The 23732-nt window shown below is 36.4% G+C and carries 22 protein-coding genes and 1 tRNA gene; 17 read left to right on the top strand and 6 right to left on the bottom strand.

All coding sequences use genetic code 11. The features are described 5' to 3' along the window. The first annotated feature begins 47 nt into the window (after positions 1–47). The 7 genes from ccpN to NHG49_RS21810 all read left to right on the top strand — a co-directional run bounded on the left by ccpN (position 48) and on the right by NHG49_RS21810 (position 8092). Positions 48–680, top strand: coding sequence for a transcriptional regulator CcpN (gene ccpN / locus NHG49_RS21840; RefSeq protein ID WP_000583755.1), 633 nt, complete (start codon positions 48–50; stop codon positions 678–680). 29 nt (positions 681–709) lie between these two features. Further along, positions 710–1522, top strand: coding sequence for a pyruvate, water dikinase regulatory protein (locus NHG49_RS21835; protein WP_064474775.1), 813 nt, complete (start codon positions 710–712; stop codon positions 1520–1522). Positions 1523–2375: 853 nt separating this feature from the next. Next, positions 2376–4172, top strand: a complete 1797-nt coding sequence (dnaG, locus tag NHG49_RS21830; protein WP_064474776.1) for a DNA primase — start codon at positions 2376–2378, stop codon at positions 4170–4172. Between the two features lie 59 nt (positions 4173–4231). Beyond that, positions 4232–5359, top strand: a complete 1128-nt coding sequence (gene rpoD / locus NHG49_RS21825; protein WP_000764061.1) for an RNA polymerase sigma factor RpoD — start codon at positions 4232–4234, stop codon at positions 5357–5359. A gap of 385 nt (positions 5360–5744) precedes the next feature. Beyond that, positions 5745–6101, top strand: coding sequence for a cytochrome c550 (cccA, locus tag NHG49_RS21820; protein WP_000828147.1), 357 nt, complete (start codon positions 5745–5747; stop codon positions 6099–6101). Positions 6102–6266: 165 nt separating this feature from the next. Further along, positions 6267–6974, top strand: a complete 708-nt coding sequence (locus NHG49_RS21815) for a tRNA (adenine(22)-N(1))-methyltransferase (RefSeq protein ID WP_064474777.1) — start codon at positions 6267–6269, stop codon at positions 6972–6974. After that, complete coding sequence (locus tag NHG49_RS21810) at positions 6971–8092, top strand: Nif3-like dinuclear metal center hexameric protein (protein WP_064474778.1); 1122 nt, start codon at positions 6971–6973, stop codon at positions 8090–8092. The genes NHG49_RS21815 and NHG49_RS21810 overlap by 4 nt, the downstream gene beginning before the upstream one ends. Positions 8093–8132: 40 nt before the next feature. Here the strand turns inward: NHG49_RS21810 and NHG49_RS21805 are convergent, their stop codons facing one another. Continuing rightward, positions 8133–9083 (bottom strand): 4-hydroxy-3-methylbut-2-enyl diphosphate reductase, encoded by a 951-nt coding sequence (locus NHG49_RS21805; RefSeq protein ID WP_000706674.1) that lies wholly within the window; start codon positions 9081–9083, stop codon positions 8133–8135. An 89-nt stretch (positions 9084–9172) separates the two neighbouring features. Continuing rightward, positions 9173–9919 (bottom strand): VrrA/YqfQ family protein, encoded by a 747-nt coding sequence (vrrA, locus tag NHG49_RS21800; RefSeq protein ID WP_064474779.1) that lies wholly within the window; start codon positions 9917–9919, stop codon positions 9173–9175. A gap of 180 nt (positions 9920–10099) precedes the next feature. Between vrrA and NHG49_RS21795 the strand changes: the two genes are divergently transcribed. Together NHG49_RS21795 and NHG49_RS21790 are read left to right on the top strand one after the other, a co-directional pair. Then, positions 10100–11410, top strand: coding sequence for a DEAD/DEAH box helicase (locus NHG49_RS21795; RefSeq protein ID WP_000194012.1), 1311 nt, complete (start codon positions 10100–10102; stop codon positions 11408–11410). Positions 11411–11600: 190 nt separating this feature from the next. Then, on the top strand, positions 11601–12497 hold the full coding sequence (locus tag NHG49_RS21790; RefSeq protein WP_064474780.1) for a deoxyribonuclease IV: 897 nt from the start codon (positions 11601–11603) through the stop codon (positions 12495–12497). A 26-nt stretch (positions 12498–12523) separates the two neighbouring features. Here NHG49_RS21790 and NHG49_RS21785 read toward each other — a convergent pair whose 3' ends face one another. Beyond that, complete coding sequence (locus NHG49_RS21785) at positions 12524–12778, bottom strand: DUF2624 domain-containing protein (protein WP_001048965.1); 255 nt, start codon at positions 12776–12778, stop codon at positions 12524–12526. 149 nt (positions 12779–12927) lie between these two features. Between NHG49_RS21785 and NHG49_RS21780 the strand changes: the two genes are divergently transcribed. From NHG49_RS21780 to NHG49_RS21765, 4 genes are all read left to right on the top strand, one after another. Further along, entirely contained in the window at positions 12928–13806 is an 879-nt protein-coding gene (locus NHG49_RS21780; protein ID WP_000435955.1) for a YitT family protein, read from the top strand. A gap of 393 nt (positions 13807–14199) precedes the next feature. Beyond that, positions 14200–14970: a metal ABC transporter ATP-binding protein gene (locus tag NHG49_RS21775; protein ID WP_064474781.1), complete on the top strand. Its 771-nt coding sequence runs from the start codon at positions 14200–14202 to the stop codon at positions 14968–14970. Continuing rightward, positions 14970–15803 (top strand): metal ABC transporter permease, encoded by an 834-nt coding sequence (locus NHG49_RS21770; protein WP_064474782.1) that lies wholly within the window; start codon positions 14970–14972, stop codon positions 15801–15803. Before NHG49_RS21775 ends, NHG49_RS21770 begins: the two co-directional genes overlap by 1 nt. Before the next feature lie 13 nt (positions 15804–15816). After that, the gene (locus NHG49_RS21765; RefSeq protein ID WP_001054512.1) at positions 15817–16230 is read left to right on the top strand and encodes a Fur family transcriptional regulator; all 414 of its coding nucleotides are present in this window, start codon (positions 15817–15819) and stop codon (positions 16228–16230) included. Positions 16231–16309: 79 nt separating this feature from the next. On the opposite strand, the gene ispG is transcribed toward NHG49_RS21765, so the two are convergent. From ispG to NHG49_RS21750, 3 genes are all read right to left on the bottom strand, one after another. Further along, positions 16310–17413 (bottom strand): flavodoxin-dependent (E)-4-hydroxy-3-methylbut-2-enyl-diphosphate synthase, encoded by a 1104-nt coding sequence (gene ispG / locus NHG49_RS21760; protein WP_075308387.1) that lies wholly within the window; start codon positions 17411–17413, stop codon positions 16310–16312. Positions 17414–17577: 164 nt separating this feature from the next. Beyond that, positions 17578–17943: a hypothetical protein gene (locus tag NHG49_RS21755; protein WP_064474783.1), complete on the bottom strand. Its 366-nt coding sequence runs from the start codon at positions 17941–17943 to the stop codon at positions 17578–17580. 72 nt (positions 17944–18015) lie between these two features. After that, on the bottom strand, positions 18016–18774 hold the full coding sequence (locus tag NHG49_RS21750; protein WP_000021902.1) for a DUF1189 domain-containing protein: 759 nt from the start codon (positions 18772–18774) through the stop codon (positions 18016–18018). Between the two features lie 242 nt (positions 18775–19016). Between NHG49_RS21750 and NHG49_RS21745 the strand changes: the two genes are divergently transcribed. The 4 genes from NHG49_RS21745 to NHG49_RS21730 all read left to right on the top strand — a co-directional run bounded on the left by NHG49_RS21745 (position 19017) and on the right by NHG49_RS21730 (position 23553). After that, positions 19017–19090, top strand: a tRNA-Ile gene (locus tag NHG49_RS21745). A gap of 221 nt (positions 19091–19311) precedes the next feature. Continuing rightward, on the top strand, positions 19312–19923 hold the full coding sequence (gene sodA, locus NHG49_RS21740; protein WP_001052034.1) for a superoxide dismutase [Mn]: 612 nt from the start codon (positions 19312–19314) through the stop codon (positions 19921–19923). Positions 19924–20039: 116 nt separating this feature from the next. Next, positions 20040–21317 carry an MFS transporter gene (locus NHG49_RS21735; RefSeq protein ID WP_064474784.1) on the top strand — a complete coding sequence of 426 codons (1278 nt, stop codon included), beginning with the start codon at positions 20040–20042 and terminating at the stop codon, positions 21315–21317. A 109-nt stretch (positions 21318–21426) separates the two neighbouring features. Then, positions 21427–23553, top strand: a complete 2127-nt coding sequence (locus NHG49_RS21730) for a peptidoglycan D,D-transpeptidase FtsI family protein (protein WP_064474785.1) — start codon at positions 21427–21429, stop codon at positions 23551–23553. Positions 23554–23732: the final 179 nt, after the last annotated feature.

Raw genomic sequence — 23732 nt, 5'->3', positions numbered from 1 at the left:
TAATATTTAAGAGATAGTATAACTTTTTTCGTTGTGCATTAAAGGTGGTGATTATCATAGAGCTGAATAAACGGCAAGAACATATCATTCAGATTGTAAAAGATCACGGTCCTATTACAGGGGAGTCAATTGCTGCGCAATTAGGACTAACACGTGCAACGCTAAGACCAGACTTAGCAATTTTAACGATGGCTGGTTATTTAGAAGCGCGTCCACGCGTAGGTTATTTTTATACGGGTAAAACCGGGGGGCAGCTATTATCTGAAGCTGTTAAGAAAATTAAAGTACAAGATTATCAATCTAGACCAGCTGTAATTGATAAAAATGTATCAGTATACGATGCGATTTGTACTATGTTTTTAGAGGATGTAGGTACATTGTTCGTTGTAGATCAATCGACGCTATTAGTTGGCGTTGTATCTCGTAAAGATTTATTACGAGCTAGCCTTGGAAAGCAGGATTTAACCTCTCTTCCGGTTAATATTATCATGACAAGGATGCCGAACATTGCGATGTGTCGTAGAGAAGATTCTTTATATGATATTGCGATGGAATTAATAGAAAGACAGATTGATGCAATGCCAGTTGTAAAAGATACGAAACAAGGTTTAGAAGTGATTGGACGAATTACAAAAACAAATATTACACGTGCGTTTGTAAACTTAGTAAATAACGAATAAGTGTAATTTGTTTAAAGTGAGGTAATGTAATGGATAATAAAATCGTATATGTCGTATCTGACTCTGTTGGAGAAACGGCTGATTTGGTTGTTCGAGCAGCGATGGGGCAATTCCCATTTGCTCCTGATATTAGACGTGTACCGTATGTAGAAGATACAGGGACATTAAAAGAAGTGATTTCGATTGCTAAGGGCAATCAAGCGCTTATTTGTTTTACGTTAGTAAAGCCTGACATGCGTCAGTATTTAGTGACAGAGGCTGCGAAAGAAGGCGTAGAGGCATATGATATTATCGGGCCTCTTATCGATCAAATTGAAGAAATTACAGGGCAAGTACCAAGATATGAGCCGGGTGTTGTTCGTAGATTAGATGAAGAATACTTTAAAAAGATTGAAGCGATTGAGTTTGCTGTAAAGTATGATGATGGTAGAGACGCACGTGGTATTTTAAAAGCAGATATCGTGTTGATTGGAATTTCGCGCACATCAAAAACACCACTTTCTCAATATTTAGCTCATAACAAACGTTTGAAAGTTGCCAATGTACCGCTCGTACCAGAAGTAGATCCGCCTGAAGAATTATATCAAGTGGCTAAAGAAAAATGCTTCGGTTTGAAAATTACGCCAGATAAGTTGAATCATATTCGAAAAGAGCGATTGAAATCACTTGGACTAAGTGACGGTGCAACATATGCCAATATTAATCGTATTAAAGAAGAAATTGATCACTTTGAGAATGTAGTTGGTAAAATAAATTGTCAAGTAATTGATGTATCGAATAAAGCGATTGAAGAAACAGCCAACATTATTGTGAATGCAGTGCAAAACCAAAAATTGTTTTAGCACATTTACCAAAGGTGAATGTGCTTTTTTCGCTCGTGAGAAACACAATACCTGTTGATTTCGTAATAGATTATAGCGGAGTGGTTATACTTATATTCTTCTGTCTTTTTATTATGCTAAAGGCAGGGTTTCGTTATCCTGAAATAGAAGATGAAAAAATAAAGGGATATGTAGCGTAGTTGAAGAAAATATATTATAATAAAAAATTGTGATAAAAACCTATATTTTACGTTTAGACTTTAATTTTTCAGAATAAACTAGGGATAGGATTTACGAAAAGACATGTAATTACGTTAAATCGACAAAATCTATACAAGAAAACGCACATTATGGAAGGATTCGCAGAAGGGATGTAGAATACAGAAATATGCAAAACATCAATATCGTATTAGTTGATGCAGATGCATATCCTGTGAATGCTGAAAATTGTGCAAGTTGGAACGAAAGTTCATGTCGAAATTTTGTTTGTCACATCGTATGCTCATCGTTTAAGGAAGTAGCAAGGGAAATTGGATCTATGTAGATGCTGAATAAGCTAAAGTTGATTTTTTATATGTATCAACATGCAAAAGAAACAGATCTCGTGATCACATAGGATATGGTGCTTGCTAGTCTTCTTGTAAAAAAAGTGTATATGTATTGTCTCCAGGAGGTACATTTGTAACAGATGAGCAAATGGATACAATTTTATATAGTAGGTACGTATCTGCGAAATTACGCAGAAAAGGGCCTGCAAAATCGTTTGATAACGTGATCGACAACACTTTCTAATAAGTTTAGAAAAAATATTGTCGAATTATAAAGGAATTTTTTAATTTATATCGAATACAAAATACGACACGGAGATGGATTTATGGGGAACAGAATTCCCGAAGAAGTTGTTGAACAGATTCGGACGTCATCGGATATTGTAGAAGTGATTGGTGAATACGTTCAACTTAGAAAACAGGGGCGTAACTATTTCGGCCTTTGTCCATTTCATGGTGAGAATTCTCCTTCATTCTCTGTTTCATCTGATAAGCAAATTTTTCATTGCTTCGGATGTGGAGAAGGTGGAAATGTATTTTCCTTTCTAATGAAAATGGAAGGATTGGCTTTTACCGAGGCTGTTCAAAAGCTAGGTGAAAGAAATGGAATTGCGGTTGCAGAGTATACATCAGGGCAAGGACAACAAGAAGACATATCTGATGACACTGTCATCATGCAACAGGCTCATGAACTTTTGAAAAAGTATTATCACCATTTATTGGTAAATACAGAAGAAGGAAATGAAGCACTTTCGTATTTGCTAAAACGTGGTATTACGAAAGAGATGATTGAGAAGTTTGAAATTGGTTATGCGTCACCTGCTTGGGATGCAGCAACGAAAATTTTACAAAAAAGAGGTTTATCGCTGTCTAGTATGGAACAAGCTGGTCTTCTCATAAGAAGCGAGAAGGATGGTAGTCATTATGATCGCTTCCGTGGAAGGGTTATGTTTCCAATCTCTACGTTACAAGGTAAAGTGATAGCGTTTAGTGGAAGGGCGTTAGGAGATGACACTCCGAAATATTTAAATAGCCCTGAAACACCAATTTTTCATAAAAGTAAATTGTTGTATAACTTCCACCTAGCGAGGCCGTTTATTAGAAAACGTGGGCAAGTGGTCCTTTTTGAAGGGTATGCCGACGTACTAGCTGCGGTAAAAAGTGGTGTGGAAGAAGCTGTTGCGACAATGGGAACAGCTTTAACTGAAGAACAAGCAAAACTTCTGCGACGTAACGTTGAAACTGTTGTTCTTTGCTATGATGGTGATAAAGCAGGGCGAGAAGCAACGATGAAAGCAGGGCAATTATTGCTAAAAGTTGGTTGCCAAGTGAAAGTTACATCCTTGCCAGATAAGCTTGATCCTGATGAATATGTGCAACAATATGGGACAACTGCTTTTGAAAATCTTGTGAAATCAAGTATAAGTTTTGTTGGTTTTAAAATAAATTATTTGCGTTTAGGGAAAAATTTGCAAGATGAGTCTGGCAAAGAAGAATATGTGAAAAGTGTTTTAAAAGAGTTATCGTTGCTACAGGATGCGATGCAGGCAGAATCATATTTGAAGTCATTATCGCAAGAATTTTCGTATTCAATGGAAACTCTTTTGAATCAATTGCACCAATATCGCAAAGAACAAAAGGTACAGCAAAAACAAGTAAAGCAGGTTTCTAAGCCGTCTCAAATTGTTCAAACAAAACCGAAGTTAACAGGTTTTGAAAGGGCAGAAAGAGAAATTATTTATCATATGTTGCAAAGTCCAGAAGTGGCTGTTCGTATGGAATCCCACATAGAAGATTTTCATACAGAAGAACATAAAGGGATTTTATATGAACTATACGCATATTATGAAAAGGGAAATGAACCTTCAGTCGGAACATTTTTAAGTTGGCTCTCTGATGAGAAGTTGAAAAATATTATCACTGATATTTCGACGGATGAATTTATTAATCCAGAATACACAGAAGAAGTGTTACAAGGCCATTTAGAGACGCTCAACCGTCATCAAGAAAAACTTGAAAAGATGGAAATCATCTTTAAGGTAAAACAAATGGAAAAAACAGATCCTGTAGAGGCTGCTAAATATTATGTAGCATATTTACAAAATCAAAAAGCGAGAAAATAGCTTTTTTGATAAATTTTTAGTATAATGAATGTTTGTATCTCGCGTAAGGAGGGGAACAGATGGCTGACAAACCAGCTCGTTCTAAACAAATTGAAACTGAAATGACCCTTGAGCAAGTGAAAGAACAACTCACTGAGCTCGGAAAAAAACGTGGCGTTCTTACATATGAAGAGATTGCAGAACGCATGAATGGATTTGAAATTGAATCCGATCAAATGGATGAATACTATGAATATTTAGGTGAACAAGGAATTGACTTAGTTGGTGACAATGACAACGACGAAGGTCCTAATAATCGCCAAATTACAAAAGCGGAAGAAGAATTTGACCTTAATGATTTAAGTGTACCACCTGGGGTTAAAATCAATGATCCTGTTCGTATGTATTTAAAAGAAATTGGTCGTGTAGATTTACTATCCGCAGAAGAAGAAATTCGACTTGCAACGCGTATTGAAGAAGGCGATGAAGAAGCGAAACGTCGTCTGGCAGAAGCAAACTTACGTCTTGTAGTAAGTATTGCAAAGCGCTACGTGGGCCGTGGTATGCTTTTCTTAGACTTAATCCAAGAAGGGAATATGGGTCTAATTAAAGCGGTTGAAAAGTTCGATTATCGTAAAGGTTTCAAATTTAGTACGTATGCAACTTGGTGGATTCGCCAAGCGATTACACGTGCGATTGCAGACCAAGCACGAACAATTCGTATCCCAGTTCATATGGTTGAAACGATTAATAAGTTAATTCGTGTACAACGTCAATTACTACAAGATTTAGGACGCGAACCATCTCCTGAAGAGATTGGTGAAGAAATGGATCTTGCTCCAGAAAAAGTACGCGAAATCTTAAAAATTGCACAGGAGCCAGTTTCTCTTGAAACACCGATTGGTGAAGAAGATGACTCCCATTTAGGTGATTTTATTGAAGACCAAGAAGCAACATCGCCTGCGGACCATGCAGCGTATGAATTGCTAAAAGAACAATTAGAAGATGTGTTAGATACCCTAACAGATCGTGAAGAAAATGTTCTACGTCTTCGTTTTGGTTTAGATGATGGACGAACTCGTACGCTTGAAGAAGTTGGGAAAGTATTCGGCGTAACGAGAGAACGTATCCGTCAAATTGAAGCAAAAGCACTTCGTAAATTAAGACATCCAAGCCGTAGTAAGCGTCTTAAGGATTTCTTAGAATAGGCTACCTTTAAGTTTACTTCACCTTTGTGAAGTAAACTTTTTTATTTTGTTAACTTTTGTTAAACTTTAGCTATCGGCAACGATTACAATTTCTTGTAATTTATTTTACAGAATTGTCTTTTGATTTGCAAATGCTCATTTTTCGATTTTTCGATTAATTTTGTGTATTCTATACAAAAATATATGTAGAAAAGTGAAAAATATGATGAGAAACGTTAATAATTATCGAAATAATAAGCGATATAACAATAAAAAACAATAAACTGAATTTATGGAATATTTTCGACGATTAGTAGTTTACTCTTTTCTGATAGAGCGTTTTCAAGTACAATGGAAATGACTGAATCATCTAACTATTTAGGGGTATAGAGGGGGGAGAAGAGATATGAAACGTAATCCGCTGATTCCGTTCGCTCTTATTGCAGCATTAGGTATTATCGTTATGTTTGTATTTTCATTTCAGGGGCTAAATAAATCTAAAGAGTTAGCTGATGCAAAAAATGGCGGGAAGCCAGCGCAAACAGCATCAAAACCAGAGGATATTGTGAAGCAAAGCTGTACGAGCTGCCACGGTGATCAGTTACAAGGGGCAGTAGGGCCTAATTTACAAAAAATTGGTGGGAAACTTTCGAAAGAAGAGATTCAAGAAGTTATTTCGAAAGGAAAAGGAAATATGCCACCAAATATAGTTCCAGCTGATCAAGCCGCTAAAGTAGCTGATTGGTTATCGAAGAAAAAATAAAGTTCCGTATAACAAGCCTGTTGCTTATGCAAAGGGCTTGTTTTTCTATATTTTCTAAAATACGATGAGTGATAGAGAATGGAATTGTTGTTATAGGCTTGCAACAACTACTATAAATTCATTATCATGGAGACAGACTGACAAGAGAAGGAGTAATGGAAATACATGAATGAAGTAAAGCTTTCAAAACGATTAGAAGAAGTTGTGCGTGAAATACCGGCAGGATCTACAGTTGCTGATATTGGATCGGATCATGCGTATTTACCGTGTTATACAATTATAAATAATATTGCTACAAAAGCAGTTGCTGGAGAGGTTGTAGATGGGCCATTTCGCTCTGCGCAAGCAACTGTAGCTGAAAGTGGCTTACAAGATAAAGTAGATGTGCGTAAAGGGAATGGATTAGCTGTTATCGCGCCAGGAGAAGTAGATGTAATTACGGTTGCTGGAATGGGTGGAGCGTTAATTCGTGACATTTTAGAAAGTGGTAAAGAAAAATTAGAAGGGGTAACTCGTTTAATTTTACAGCCGAATATTGCAGCGCATCATATTCGTGAATGGTTTATTGAGAATGGATGGGAGCTTATCCATGAAAAAATCGTAAAAGAAGATGGGAAAATTTACGAGATTTTAGTAGGCGAGCGAGGAAACATCGTGGTGCCTTATTCTGAAAATAAACAAGCGGAATTATTTATGGGGCCATTTTTAATAAAAGAAAAAGGTGAAGCTTTCGTTGAAAAATGGGAAGGGGAATTGAAAAACTTCCAAAATATTTTAAAGCAGTTAGAACGTGCGGCTGATTCTAAAGAAACAAAAGCGAAGCGTGTGGAAGTAGAAGCGAAAATGAAAATGATACGGGAGGTTTTATCATGAGTAAAATTCCAAATGGCCATGAAATTATTTCTTTATTTGAAAGTATGTATCCGAAGCATTTGGCGATGGAAGGAGATAAGGTTGGCCTGCAAATTGGAGCGCTTAATAAACCCGTACAACACGTATTGATTGCGTTAGATGTAACGGAGGAAGTTGTGGATGAAGCAATTCAATTAGGGGCGAATGTCATTATTGCGCATCACCCTTTAATTTTTAATCCGTTAAAAGCGATTCATACAGATAAAGCGTACGGAAGAATTATTGAAACGTGTATTAAAAATGATATTGCCATTTATGCAGCACATACAAATGTGGATGTTGCTAAGGGCGGGGTAAATGATTTACTTGCTGAGGCGTTAGGATTGCAAAATACAGAAGTTTTGGCACCGACATATGCAGAAGAAATGAAAAAAGTTGTTGCGTTTGTGCCAGTAACTCATGCAGAAGAAGTACGAAAAGTATTAGGAGACGCAGGTGCTGGTCATATCGGCAATTATAGCCACTGTACGTTTAATAGCGAGGGTACAGGCACGTTTGTACCTCAAGAGGGAACAAATCCTTATATCGGGGAAACTGGGCAGTTAGAACACGTAGAAGAAGTGCGAATCGAAACGATAATTCCAGCTTCACTACAGCGAAAAGTGATTAAAGCAATGGTAACTGCACATCCATATGAAGAAGTAGCATATGATGTGTATCCACTTGATAACAAAGGTGAAACATTAGGGCTTGGAAAAATAGGATATTTACAAGAAGAAATGACACTTGGACAGTTTGCGGAACATGTAAAGAAATCATTAGATGTAAAGGGTGCACGAGTTGTTGGGGATTTAAATGATAAAGTGCGCAAAGTAGCTGTACTTGGTGGCGATGGTAACAAATACATCAATCAGGCTAAATTTAAAGGAGCGGATGTATATGTAACAGGTGACATGTATTATCATGTTGCTCATGATGCGATGATGCTCGGTTTAAATATAGTTGACCCAGGACATAACGTTGAAAAAGTAATGAAGCAAGGGGTACAAAAGCAATTACAAGAAAAAGTGGATGAAAAGAAACTCAATGTACACATTCATGCTTCGCAATTACATACAGATCCATTTACATTTGTATAAGAAAAATAAAAACCGTTGCTCATATAGGCAACGGTTTTTATTATTGTTCTTTTTTCACTTTTACACGAGGTAATATTTTTTGTAATGGTACTTTTCGAACTCTCTCCCATGTAGCGGGATTCATTGGATCATATTGATCTAAGAAAGCGATAACTTCTTTTGTAATTGGAGTTGGAGTAGAAGCACCTGCTGTAACAGCTACGTTTTCTACACCTTGTAGCCACTCTAATTTAATCTCACTTACGTCTGCAACGCGGTATGCTTTCGTACCAGCGATTTCTTGTGATACTTGTGCTAAACGGTTTGAGTTGTTACTTTTCGGATCACCGACAACAATTGTTAAGTCTGCAACATCAGCTTGTTTAGCGACAGCTTCTTGGCGAACTTGAGTTGCTAAACAAATTTCCTTATGGAATTCTGCTGTTGGGAATTTCTTCTGAATGTCCTCCATTAAATGTTGAACATCCCATTGGCTCATCGTTGTTTGATTTGTAACTAAAATTTTATCTGTTGGAATTTCTAATGTTTTTAAATCATCAGCTCTTTCGATAAGGTGAACGATGTCAGGTGCAATACCAACTGCGCCTTCTGGTTCTGGATGATTTTTTTTGCCGATATAAATGACATGGTAACCTTCAGCTTTCTTTGCTTCAATAAGGTCATGTGTTTTTGTAACATCTGGACAAGTGGCATCGATTGTCGTTAAACCTTTTTCTTTTGCACGTTGTTTAACTTCTGGAGAAACGCCGTGTGCAGTGAAAATAACAGTACCAGATTCGATTTTATCTAAAATTTCTAATCGACTTGGACCGTCTAATGTAATGATGCCATCTTCTTCGAATGCATCTGTTACATGTTTGTTGTGAACAATCATACCTAAAATATAAATAGGTCTTGGTAATGATGTATCTAATGCGGCGTTACGTGCAATAACCATCGCGTCCACAACACCGTAGCAATAACCACGAGGGGAAATTTTAACAATTTTCATATGAGTAATCCTCTCCTTCTAAACAAGAGATACTTTTGTGCATAGTCTTTTACATTATAAAGGAGGAGTGGATAGAAAACAAAGGATTGTTACACATATAGTTTTGGTTTTGTTGCTATTTTTTGAACAGGCTCCTCTCGTAATTCCTTTTCTATGACAGGCTCAATCACTATTTTTTTTCTTTTTCTTTTTTTTTGTGGAGGAGGCGGAGTTGCTACCTCAACCTTTTCTGTTATGTCTTCAGTTGGATTTTCAGTTGGATCTTCTTCCGTACTTTTTCCAGAGGTGAGGATTTTAACAATGCTTGGTAGGTTACGCATAATAGGACCGTACTGTTCGACGACAGGGCTTACAGATTGAACGACTTGGGATACTTTTTCAATATTGTTTATCATATTAGTTGGATTCGAAATTAAATTTGCAAAAAAACTGCCGATACCGCTACTTGATGCTGCTGTAGTTGCTGCACCGCCGCGCGTTTCATTTGATTCATACATTTGAGGGGGGATCATTTGCTCTGGATGTTGCTGCATGTATGGTTGATATTGTTGTGAGTATTGCTGCGGGTATTGTTGTTGGTATTGGTATTGGTATTGGTATTGTTGTTGATATTGGGGCGGTGGTTGCTGGTGCATCATTGGCGGCGGTCCTTCCATTTGTCGATAAGGTGGAACCATTTGCATGAAAGGCTCGGTTGGATCGTGTTTTTTAAAGAGTTTAGCAAGGAACCCTTTCTTTTTTTGTGCCATCGGTGGTAGCTGTGGAATTGGATATGGTGTATAAGGTTGTTGTCCTTGATTCGGATACATTTGCCTTGTGGGGGATTTTGGAAACATGTGAGAAATCCTCCTTTCTTCAGTTAGGTATATACACATACAATATGCAATAAGAGGGAAGAAGGTTAGTTTTTGAAGGAAAAACCTAAACTAAAGATGGATTTTACTTGTAGATTTCGATATAATGTAGACTTGACTGATTTGTGCGCGCAGTAGAAATTTAGAAAGAAGGTGTAACTTATGACACAACAAACTTTTACACAGTATGATTTTAAACCATTTTTAATAGATGCAGTTCGTGAACTACGCTTTACAGAACCGACAGGAATTCAAAAGAAAATTTTCCCGGTCGTGAAAAAAGGTGTAAGTGTAATTGGACAATCCCAAACAGGTTCTGGGAAAACACATGCATACTTACTTCCTACATTGAACAGAATTAATGCAAGTCGTGAAGAAGTACAACTTGTTATTACAGCGCCTACTCGTGAGTTAGCACAACAAATTTACGAAGAAATCGTGAAATTAACAAAGTTTTGTGCGGAAGATCAAATGATTACAGCACGTTGTTTAATTGGTGGAACTGATAAACAACGATCAATTGAAAAGTTGAAAAAACAACCTCATATTGTAGTTGGAACACCAGGACGTATTAAAGATTTAGTAGAAGCGCAAGCATTATTTGTTCATAAAGCAAATACTATTATTGTCGATGAAGCAGACTTAATGCTTGATATGGGATTCATTCATGATGTAGACAAAATTGCATCACGCATGCCTAGAAACTTGCAAATGCTAGTTTTCTCTGCAACAATTCCTCAAAAACTAAAACCGTTTCTGAAGAAATATATGGAGAATCCAGAGCATATTCATATCAATCCAAAACAAGTTGCGGCTGGGAATATTGAGCATTATTTAGTACCTTCTAAACATCGTAACAAAATCGATTTAGTGAACAAAATGTTGCTACAATTTAAACCGTATTTAGCAGTTGTTTTCACGAATACGAAGAAGATGGCGGATCAGGTTGCTGACGGATTAATGGAACGTGGCTTAAAAGTTGGACGAATTCACGGAGATTTATCACCGCGTGATCGTAAAAAAATGATGAAACAAATTCGTGATCTTGAATTCCAATATATTGTTGCAACTGATTTAGCAGCACGTGGTATTGATATTGAAGGAATTAGTCATGTTATTAACTACGAACTTCCATCAGATTTAGATTTCTTCGTTCACCGCGTTGGAAGAACAGCACGTGCGGGGCATTCAGGTATTGCAGTGACGATTTATGATCCAGCAAATGAAGAAGCGTTAGATAGTTTAGAAAAACAACGTCATATTGAGTTCAAGCATGTAGAGTTACGCGGAGATGAGTGGGCGGATTTAGGTGAACGTCGTCGTCGTAAGAGCCGTAAAAAACCAAATGATGAACTTGACGTTATGGCAACGAAAGTTATTAAAAAGCCGAAAAAAGTAAAACCAAACTATAAACGTAAACTTGCAACAGAACGTGACAAAGTCAAGAAAAAATATAGCAATAAAAAAAGATAAGGGGAGCCCCCTTATCTTTTTTTATCCGGCTATTTGCGGGATAATAATCGGTGGGGAATGGAAAAACACTGATTAAAGTTTCGGTGTAGCTAGTTACAATTTGCGTAGTGTTTTAGGAACAAACAATTCGCTACATATTTCTACAAATTATGCTATCATTATATCTATTGTATATTGAAGAGGTGATTGTATGTTAAAGATTGGATCTCATGTTTCTATGAGTGGTAAGAAAATGTTATTAGCAGCAAGTGAAGAGGCTGTTTCATACGGTGCAACGACGTTTATGATTTATACAGGTGCACCGCAAAATACACGAAGAAAACCAATTGAAGAATTGAACATAGAAGCAGGAAGAAAACATATGGAACTAAACGGTATTGAGGAAATTATCGTACATGCACCATATATTATTAATCTTGGGAATACGACGAAGCCAGAAACATTCCAATTAGGTGTAGACTTCCTTCGCATGGAAATTGAAAGAACATCGGCATTAGGTGTAGCGAAACAAATCGTTCTTCACCCAGGTGCGCACGTTGGTGCAGGAGCGGATGCTGGTATTCAACAAATTATTAAAGGGCTTAATGAAGTATTAACGTCAGAGCAGACGGTTAACATTGCGTTAGAAACGATGGCAGGAAAAGGAACAGAATGCGGTCGTAGCTTTGAAGAAATTGCAAAGATTATTGATGGTGTAAAATATAATGAAAAATTATCAGTATGCTTTGATACGTGTCATACGCACGATGCAGGATATGATATTGTAAATAATTTTGACGGCGTATTAAACGAATTTGATAAGATTGTTGGTATGGATCGTTTGCAAGTACTTCATATTAATGATAGTAAAAATGTATGCGGCGCAGGAAAGGACCGTCATGAAAATATCGGCTTCGGTCATATCGGTTATAAAGCGTTACATCATATTGTACATCATCCGCAGTTAATGCACGTACCAAAAATTCTTGAAACGCCATATGTAGGTGAAGATAAAAAAGATAAGAAGCCGCCATATAAATTAGAAATCGAAATGCTGAAAAATGGTACTTTTGATGAAGGGATTCTTGAGAAAATTAAAGCGCAATAAGAAATAAGGAGGGGATTTTCCCCTCCTTATTTTAGTAGTTGCTGAAATAAAGTATTTACTTGTTGGGCAGTAGCAGGGGAGGTTACTTTTGCTATTTGTTTTAAGAGCTCTAGCCGTTCGTCATTATCGTAAATGTTAATATTCTTACCTTTCATAAGTAAAACAATTTGATCCGCTTGTGCAGTCGTAATAGAAACTTCATACTCTTTACTATATTTCAATAACTCTTTTGTAGAAATATGATTTAATTTTTTATTTACAAGTTGTTTAATGAGGTTCATTGAGTTATCCTCCTTCACACGTTCTTCTATCGAAATATATGAGTACGTAGCTTGTACATATTCGCGTAGAGTTTCTTTTTTCATGAGAAAAAGAAGCGTATGTTATAATATAAGGACGAAACTATAGAAAAAGAGTATAAGGAGGACTTATGGAACAAAAGCAACATCGAAAAGAAAGTGTTATCCATCTTATTTATCGTTTAGTTATGATTATTTTTGGGGCAGCATGCGCAGCGGTAGCGATTGAACTATTTTTAATGCCAAATAAAATTATTGATGGTGGAATTATTGGTATTTCTCTTATATTAGATTATCTTACTCCTAATATTTGGTGGTTAAGTTTCTCTACTTTAGTCGTTATTCTCAATATCCCATTTATGTATTCAGGTTATAAGCAAATCGGAAAAACGTTTATGCTATCTTCGGCGTTCGGTATTGTAGCTTTAGCGTTTATTGAATCAACGTTACATGCTGTTCCGCCATTTACAACAGAGCCAATTTTAGCAACAGTGTTTGGTGGTCTTATTTTAGGGATTGGTGTAGGGCTCGTTATTCGCCATGGTGGATCAATGGACGGAACAGAAATCATGGGTATTTTATTAACGAAGAAATTACCTTTCTCTGTTGGCGAATTTGTAATGTTTGTGAACTTATTCATTTTTGCATGGGCAGCATTTGTATTTGGTGTTGAACAAGCTATGTATTCTGTTATGACGTACTATATCGCATTCAAAACAATTGATACAGTTATTCAAGGTTTAGATGAAACGAAAGCAGTTTTAATTGTATCAGATCAATATGAGGAAGTATCAAATGCGATTTTGCATCGTCTTGGTCGTGGAACTACAAAGCTTGTAGCGAAAGGCGGTTACACGGATAAAGAAAAAGAAGTTATTTATGCAGTTGTAACGCGTCTGGAAGTGACGAAGTTAAAATCAATTGTGTATGAAATTGATGCGAATGCGTTTGTTACGATTATGAATACACAAGAGACAAATGGTGGCAAGTTTAAATCAGCTATCCACTAGAAAAATTATCCAGAAAAAGCCCTCGCCAATCGTTAGGGGATGGCCTCATCTGATTAAGGTTTCATTTTATCCCGCTTTAATGGGCAGTAAGACCCCCACCTCAAAATTCAGCGAAAGCAAAGAAGTTAGGTGGGGGATCAACTGCCCATAAAAGTCCGATTGGTTCAACTAATAATCAGTGGGGGATGAAGAAAACCCCCACTGATTAAAGTTTCACTTTATAGGAATACTTTTCGAAAGCAGAGAATTTTTCTCTGCTTTTTGTTATAATAGTAAGGTTTCTTGAAAAAATTGATATATTTTAGGCAGATTGGTTTACAACTATAATAAGCTGTACTATAATTCAAATAGATATAAATCGGAATCATTCTGAATTAAAATAGGTGAGATGCTATGAATAATATATTAGAAATAGAAGGATTGTCATTTCGATATGAAGATCGAAATGTGTTAGAAGATATTAATTTGCAAGTTCCGAAGGGAGCTTTTTTAGGTTTAGTTGGGCCAAATGGTTCTGGGAAATCAACTTTGCTAAAATGTCTATTAGGCGTTTTAAAGCCAAAACAGGGAAGTATTCGTTTGTTTGGTGTTGATAGTAAGAAGTTTAAAGAATGGAACAAAGTTGGTTATGTGTCGCAAAAGGCAAATAGCTTTAATTCTGGTTTTCCGGCCACTGTTTTTGAAGTTGTATCAATGGGACTCGTTTCGAAAAAAGGGCTGTTTCGCTTTTTCACGAAAAACGATAAGGAAAAGGTGGAAAAAGCGATTGCTGATGTAGGGATGAGTGCGTTTCAAGGGCGCAATATCGGAGAACTTTCTGGTGGACAACAACAGCGTGTATTTATTGCTCGTGCGCTCGTTAGTGATCCTGAATTACTTATTTTGGACGAGCCCACTGTTGGAATAGATGTGAAGAATGTAGAAAGTTTTTATGAGACATTAGAGGATTTAAACAAAAGGTTAGGAATCACATTAATTCTCGTTACTCATGATATGGGAGCTGTTACAGAGAAGGTAACACATGTGGCATGCTTAAACCAACATCTACATTTCCATGGAAATGTAGAGAAGTTCCGAGAGTTAGAAGATGCAGAAATGTCCGTCTTATATGGACATCATGTTCATCGCTTAGAACACGAGCATGAGCATCACGGGAGGATATAATGATACAAGATTTTTTACAATATGACTTTTTACGTAACTCTTTATATGCAGGGGTTTTAATAGGACTTGTTGCGCCGCTTATCGGTGTATTTGTTGTCATTCGCCGAATGTCGCTTATTGCGGATGCTTTAAGTCACGTGACATTATCGGGTATTGCTGCAAGTTTACTACTAGAAAAAACAATTTTCACAGGAGGATTTTTAAATCCGTTATATATGGGAATGATTTTTTCTATTGGTGGGGCGTTACTAATTGAAAAATTACGTACTGTATATAAACATTATCAAGAATTAGCAATTCCGATTATTCTTTCAGCAGGAATGGGGATTGGGGTTATTTTTATATCACTTGCAAATGGATTTAACACTGATTTATTTAGTTATTTATTTGGGAGTGTAAGTGCTGTAACAAGTACGGATTTAATAATCATCGGCATTGTAGCAATTGTTGTTATTATAACGATCACTTTATTATACAAAGAGTTATTTTTACTATCGTTTGATGAGGAATATGCTGTATCAACCGGTTTGAGTGCAAAGTGGATTCACTTTATTTTCATTATATTGGTTGCTCTTGTTATTGCAGTATCAATGCGTGTAGTAGGGGTTCTTCTTGTATCATCATTAATGACGTTACCAGTTGCAGCAAGTATTCGTATTGCGAATGGATTTAAACAAACAATTTTCTTTTCCATTTTATTTGGTGAAATTGCAGTAATTGGTGGAATGTTTGCTTCATATCAACTTGATCTAGCACCAGGTGGTACAATTGTTATGATAGCAGTTCTTATTTTAATTGGTGCGATTTTATGGAAAAAGAAAAAAACTGCATAAAGTAGGGATAGATATGAATCTAACAGAAGCTTTACGCCTAATGAAAGATAAAGGATACAAACATACTGGGAAAAGGGAAGAAATGCTCAGGTTATTTGCGGCTCACAATCGTTATTTAACGGCGAAAGACGTTTTAGAGCATATGAAGGATGATTATCCAGGTCTTAGCTTTGATACGATTTATCGTAACTTAACGGTGTTTGCTGAAATTGGTGTTTTAGAACAAACGGAATTAAATGGTGAAAAACATTTTCGTTTTACATGTTCTATTATGGAACATCATCATCATTTTATTTGTTTAGATTGCGGGGGGACGAAAGAGATTACTTCCTGCCCGATGGATTTTATGAATAAAGATTTTAACGGTTATGAAGTAACCGGGCATAAGTTTGAAATATATGGCCGTTGTCCAAAATGTGCAAAATAAGAACTCGTCGGTTACATAACTGACGAGCTTTTTTACGTAAAAAAGAAGGTTGCCCACAAATATTGTGGCAACCTTCTTTTTATTGTTCTTGTGTTTCTTTTTCTTTTTCTCGTTCAGCAGCCATTTCAGCAGCAATTACATCGATTTCTTTTTTCAGTTCTTCTACCATTATTTCTTCTGGTACTTTACGAACAACTTGCCCTTTACGGAATAATAATCCTTCTCCACGTGCACCGGCAATACCGATATCAGCTTCACGAGCTTCACCAGGACCGTTTACAGCGCAACCAAGTACTGCAACTTTAATTGGTACTTTTAGTGTAGAGATGTATTCTTCCACTTCGTTAGCGATGCTAATTAAATCAATTTCAATACGACCACAAGTTGGACAAGAAATAAGTGTTGCTGCATTAGATGCAAGACCGAATGACTTTAATAGTTCACGCGCAACTTTTACTTCTTCAACTGGGTCAGCACTTAATGAAATACGTAGTGTATTTCCGATGCCTTTATTTAAGATTGCGCCAAGACCAGCGGCACTTTTTACAGTTCCGGCAAATAATGTTCCGGATTCTGTAATACCTAAATGTAATGGGTAATCAAAAGCACGAGCAGCTTTTTCGTATGCTTCAATTGCTAAGTTAACATCAGAGGCTTTCATAGATACGATAATATCGTGGAAATCTAAGTCCTCTAAAATTTTAATGTGATGTAGGGCGCTCTCGACCATACCATCTGCAGTTGGGTATCCGTACTTTTCTAAAATGTGACGTTCTAATGAACCTGCGTTTACACCGATACGGATTGGAATACCGCGTTCTTTTGCTGCATTTACAACAGCTTCTACTTTATGGCGACGACCAATGTTACCTGGATTGATACGTACTTTATCAATGCCACCTTCAATTGCTTTTAAAGCAAGGCGATAATCAAAATGAATATCAGCAACAAGTGGAATGTTGATTTGTTTTTTAATATCAGCAATAGCATTTGCTGCACGTTCGTCTGGAACAGCAACACGGACGACTTGACAGCCAGCTTCTTCTAAACGTTTAATTTCAGCAACTGTTGCTTCAACATCATGTGTTTTTGTTGTTGTCATACTTTGTATAATTAATTCATTATTACCGCCAATTGTTAAATTACCGACTTTAACTGGACGTGTTTTTGTACGATGAGTCATTTCATTCACGAATAGATCGCTCTCCTTATAAAAGAAGTTTCTTATTTAGTCCCTCATATCAATGAAAGTATACGTGATACAGGGCTATAGAAACCGAAGTGCTCGGTTTCACTTTTACTATTGTATCAGCGCCTTTATGCAATTGACAAGGATTAAGTGATTGCTCATTGATATAACGGGAATTTATAAGACTTTCCAATTTGTATTTTTGTAGCAGACGTACTTTTGTTTAGTTGTTTAAAGTCATCAATTACCTTTTCGATGGAAGGGATTTTTTTCTTATTAATTTGTTCGGTAATAGAAAGAACTGTCTCACCTGTTTTGACTTCAATTGTTTTATAAGTTACATCTGTTTCTTTTTCTGCCTTGTTCTCTTTATTTTGTTTTGTATCTGTACTTTCTTGTTTTATCGTTTGGGCCGCATTTGTTTTTTTATATGAACTTAACATCGGTAAAGTGCCGATTTTTATATCGTAATAAAATATATAACCAAGAACAAGCACGAATAAGAATATACCTAATCTCTTCATATTCTTCACTCCTTTGCTAGGAATATATGCTTGTCCAAAAAAAAAATGCCTATTTAGGCATTTTTTTCGTTCTTATTTTTCTTTCGGTTTTGGAACTTCTTTAATCGTTAAGTAAAGAACAATTAAAACAACTGCGATATAAATGAATGTTGAACCAGGTACAACAATTTTGAATAGATCCATAATCATAAAGAAGATTGTTGGAATTGTGTAGCTGTATGCAGTTAACGTCCATACTTGCTTATAAGATAATTTACGTTGACCGCTCATAGCAGAACCTATAAACGCAAGTAAAGTAATTCCTAAGAAAGTAATAAACAATTGGAATAGGTATACTAACACGCCGATAACAGCTAGTAAAATTGGATAAATACTATCGAATACAGAAATGAAATCTTGCAAATCTTTCTTCTCAAGAGATGTCCCTAATAAATCATTATAGGAGTATGTTTGTGTCTGACCATTTCCTATAGAAACTACTTTATCTTTTAAAATAAATAAACCAGTTTTGTTTTGATATGTTTCTATATCTGTTGTATTGGGATCGAATACGAAAAGAGCATCTCCCTCTTCCTTTAGAATAGGTTGTTCAATATCTGCTTTTAGTTCACCGTTTTCGATTTTAAAATCAGGTAAATCTTTTTCAATTGCTTGATTTACCATGGTAACACTATCTTGAATAAAGCTACCGTAAAAGAATGTTCTTGGAATAGTAGTGATTAGACAAAGTAGCATAATATACAAAATGGTTTTTCCGATTTTTTGAAAACGGAATAACGCCATATCTTTAGGCGAATACACGCTTTTGGCTAATTGGGTAAATATGGACATAGATTCACTTCCTTTATGTATGTATAAAATCATTGTAACGTAGGAATCTAGAGAATCTCAAGATATATTATATTTACATATAGTGGAGATAACTAAATTTCTTTTTATTAATTTTCTTCTTTTATATGAGAAAAATACAATTGACACTTTTCTTTGCCATATGGTAAATTTATCTTACATTTCTTAAAGGATATATCTGATAGGAATTCCTTTATTTGATATGTTGTTACATACATAATTGTGGACCCTTAGCTCAGCTGGTTAGAGCAGACGGCTCATAACCGTCCGGTCGTAGGTTCGAGTCCTACAGGGTCCATATCCATTTCACATGTTTATTATGTCAGTGGGAAGCTTCCTTGTAGAAGGGAGCTTTTTTTACGGAATATATGAGCATTTTAATTGAAAAGAAGTGGGATTTTTGCTACGTTAATGATAGCAAGACAATGTGATTTATTTGTTTGCACCCTATGGCAATTAGGGTAGAATGAAATTGTATGTCACTTAAGTGGCAATACATAAACTGGGAGGAATATAACAATGGCAAAACACGAATTACCAAATTTACCTTATGCGTATGATGCTTTAGAGCCTCACTTTGACAAAGAAACAATGAACATCCATCATACAAAACATCATAACACGTACATTACAAACTTAAACGCTGCTTTAGAAGGTCATGCAGAATTAGCTGACAAAAGCGTAGAAGAATTAGTTGCAAACTTAAACGAAGTACCAGAAGCAATCCGTACAGCAGTACGTAACAATGGTGGCGGACATGCTAACCATACATTCTTCTGGACAATCTTATCTCCAAACGGCGGCGGACAACCAGTAGGCGAACTTGCAACTGCAATTGAAGCGAAATTCGGTAGCTTCGATGCATTCAAAGAAGAATTCGCAAAAGCTGGCGCAACTCGTTTCGGTTCTGGTTGGGCTTGGTTAGTAGTAAACAATGGTGAGTTAGAAGTAACAAGCACGCCAAACCAAGATTCTCCTCTAACTGAAGGTAAAACTCCAGTTGTAGGTTTAGATGTTTGGGAACATGCTTACTACCTAAATTACCAAAACCGTCGTCCTGACTACATCGGTGCATTCTGGAACGTTGTAGATTGGAACGCTGCTGAAAAACGTTACCAAGAAGCAAAATAATTGTAATAACGATAGAAAAAGCTAGGAGAATGCTCCTAGCTTTTTTCTATGCTTTCCTTTTACATAATTGGGCTTGTCTTTGGAAGACTAGAACATGAAGTAAAGGAGAGTTGTGTATGAAGTGGAAACATGTAATTGGTGACGTTGAAGTGAATCGGGATTTAGTGTTATTGCTCCTTATTGGAGGTTTATACACGCTCGCAATTTCTTTATCGAATACGTTTGTTAACATTTATTTATGGAAACAAACACAAAATTATGTGAATCTTGGCTTGTATAATTTGGCCAGCGTTGTATTACAGCCTCTCACATTTCTTATAGGTGGGAAATTAGCGAAGCGTATTGATCGCTCAATCTTGTTACGAATAGGCGTAGGCACGTTAGCTATTTTTTTTATCGTTGTTTTAGTAGCGGGAAAAAGCGCTTCTCACTATATTTTATTAATGGGGGCTCTTTTAGGAGTCGGATATGGTTTTTACTGGCTCGCGTTTAACTTATTAACATTTGAGATTACAGAACCAGAAACAAGAGATTTCTTTAATGGGTTTCTTGGACTTCTTACATCCTTCTCTGGCATGATTGGACCGATAGCAGCTGGATACACAATTTCACGTATGGAAAAATGGAGTGGTTATACGGTCATATTCTTTCTTTCGTTACTGTTATTTGCAATTGCTGTCATTTTAAGCTTTTTTGTATCTAAGAGAGAATGTGAAGGACGGTATGAAATTGTACAAGTATTGAAAGAGCGGCAGATTGATAAAAATTGGGGAAGAATTACACGTGCTCATTTTTTCCAAGGGTTGAGAGAGGGAACGTTTATTTTTGTGATTTCCGTGTACGTGTATTTAGCGACGGATAGCGAACTCGCCTTAGGAAAATATAGCTTAGTAAATTCTGCTGTATCATTTGTATGTTACTACTTAGTCACTCGTATGTTAAAGAAAGAGTGGCGGAAAAAAGCAATTTTGCTTGGAGGCATTATTTTATATGCTGTCGTATTTTTAGTTATATTCAATGTTACATACGCAAAATTACTTATTTATGCAGCGTGTATTGCGGTTGCATACCCTATTTTGCTCGTTCCGTACGGGTCCATGACATATGATGTAATTGGCAGAGCGAAAAATGCGAGAGAGTGGCGTGTAGAGTATGTAGTTGTCCGGGAATTATGGTTAAATGCAGGAAGAATTTGTTCGATTTTAAGTTTTTTATGTGCTGTATTATTCTTTCCGCCCGAAAAAAGTTTACCTTACTTATTATGTATTTTAGGTGCAGGACATTTTCTTATTTATTTTGCAGTTAAAAATGTCAAATATGATGAGGGAAATGCAAGTAAAACAAGTGTTGTAACGCAAGCAACTGCGCAGAATCAAACAGAACCAGAAGGTTAACTTCTCGGTTGTTTTATGCTAGAATAGAAAAAGATGTAAGACAGCAGTGAGGACACCTGTATGAAGGTGTCCCTTTCACATTACATAGCTGTTGGTAGAGGGGGTTTGTATGAGCAAGAAGCAGAAACAACAAAAGAAAAAGACTCACGTTCCTTTTCGGTTAAACGTGCTGTTTTTCTGCGTGTTTTTAATGTTCTCCGCGGTTATTGTAAGACTTGGATATGTACAAATTGTTCGCGGTGAGGAATATAAGAATGAAGTGGAGAGGAAAGAGAACTCGACGATAAGTAATCCTGTACCACGTGGGAAAATATTTGACCGTTATGGGCGAGCTGTAGTAGATAATGCAGCTGTTCGTACGATTACATTTACAAAAATGAAAGGATCAACTGCAGAGGCTCGCTTAGAAACAGCGGAAAAGCTAGCAGATTTGATTGAAGTACCGACAGATAAATTAACAGATCGCGATAAAAAAGATTATTGGCTTGCTATGCACAAAGAGGAAGCTAAAGAAAAAATTACAAATAAAGATCGTCAAGAGTTAAAAGATAAAAAAATTGACGATAAAGAATTAGATGAACGTCAACGAAGTCGCGTGACAGAAGAAGAAGTGAATCAATTATCCGCAAAAGATTTAGAAATACTAGCGATTAAAAGCAAAATGGACGGCGGATATGCAATGACACCTCAAGTTATTAAAAAAGATGCTACAGAAGAAGAATATGCGATTATTAGTGAAAGCCTAGCAGCATTACCGGGTGTAGATACGAATGTTGATTGGGATCGAAAGTATATTTATGATGATTTATTCCGAAGTGTACTTGGCGGGGTGTCAACGTCTGATGAAGGTTTACCTAGAGAAAGACTAGATTACTATCTTGTTCGTGATTATAATCGAAATGACCGCGTAGGGAAAAGTTATCTTGAGCAGCAATATGAAGATAGTTTGCATGGTAATAAAGCGGAAGTGAAAAATATTACAGATAAAAACGGTAATATTTTAGAAACGATTAATGTATCAAAAGGGCAAAGTGGTAATAATCTGAATTTAACAATTGATATGGAATTACAAAAGCGTGTAGAAGAAATTATCACTAAAAATTTATTGAGATATAAAGGGGGACAACCTCTTTTAGATCGTGCATTCGTTGTAATGATGAATCCGAAAAATGGTGAAGTTTTATCTATGGCAGGGAAACAGTTAGTGAATGAAAATGGCGAAACGAAAGTGCAAGATTTCGCATTAGGAACGATGACAAGTTCTTATCCGATGGGATCAACTGTAAAAGGTGCGACAGTACTTACAGGCTATCAAACAGGTGCGATTCAACCAGGTTCAGTTCAACTCGATGAACCAATCGTATTGAAAGGAACGCCGAAAAAATCTTCTTGGAAGACGATGGGATATATTAATGATTTGACAGCATTAAAAATGTCTTCTAACGTTTATATGTTTAAAACGGCGATGAATCTCGCAGGTGTTCAATATGTGAGAGGTGGTACGTTAGATATACCACAAAAAGCATTTGATACGATGCGTTATTATTTCGGACAGTTTGGACTTGGTGTGAAAACAGGTATTGATTTACCGAATGAATCAGCGGGCCAAACAGGTAAAGGAATTCAGCCAGGTTTCTTATTAGATTTATCAATTGGACAGTATGATACGTATACACCACTTCAATTAGCGCAATATGTTTCAACAATTGCAAATGGTGGTTACCGTATGCAGCCGCAAGTTGTGAAAGAAATTCGTCAACCGGCAGTGAAACCAGACGAAGTTGGAAAAGTGGTTCATTCAATGGAACCGAAAGTGCTAAATCGTATTGATATGCCTGAATCACAAATTAAACGTGTTCAGGAAGGATTTAGACAAGTATTTAACGATTCTGGTGGTACAGCTGCGAAATACTTTGCAGGTGCACAATATAAAGCTGCTGGTAAAACAGGTACAGCTCAAACTGTGTATGGCGGAGATAAAGAGATTGGTAGAAAGGCAAACGGTGAGCGTAAAGAAACATATAACTTAACATTAGTAGGTTATGCGCCACTTGAAGACCCTGAAGTAGCATTTTCTGTTGTTGTACCTTGGGTAGATGATAAATCAGGTATTAACGGATATATTAGCCGTGACATTATGGACGCGTACTTTGATTTGAAAAAAATAGAAAATGGCGAAGCTTCAAAAGAGGAAATAGATAATAAAAAGAAAAATAAAGAGCAAGATGATGAATAAAAAAGTTGTAAAAAAAGCACACTATCTGAAAAGATAGTGTGCTTTTTTTTATGGTTCATGCATACGTTCTAATAAAGTGGACAAGCATATCATATCGGAAAATTAAGAGGCCTCACAAATGATACTTATACATTCCTCTGGAGGAAAATGGTTTTATGAACCAATCATCAGTGAAAATG

The organism is Bacillus sp. IBL03825 (assembly GCF_024712505.1).
In the GTDB taxonomy this organism is placed as follows: Bacteria; Bacillota; Bacilli; order Bacillales; family Bacillaceae_G; genus Bacillus_A; species Bacillus_A wiedmannii.
The sequence above is the reverse complement of the archived record's forward strand: the minus strand, read 5'-3'. Positions and strand labels throughout refer to the sequence as shown.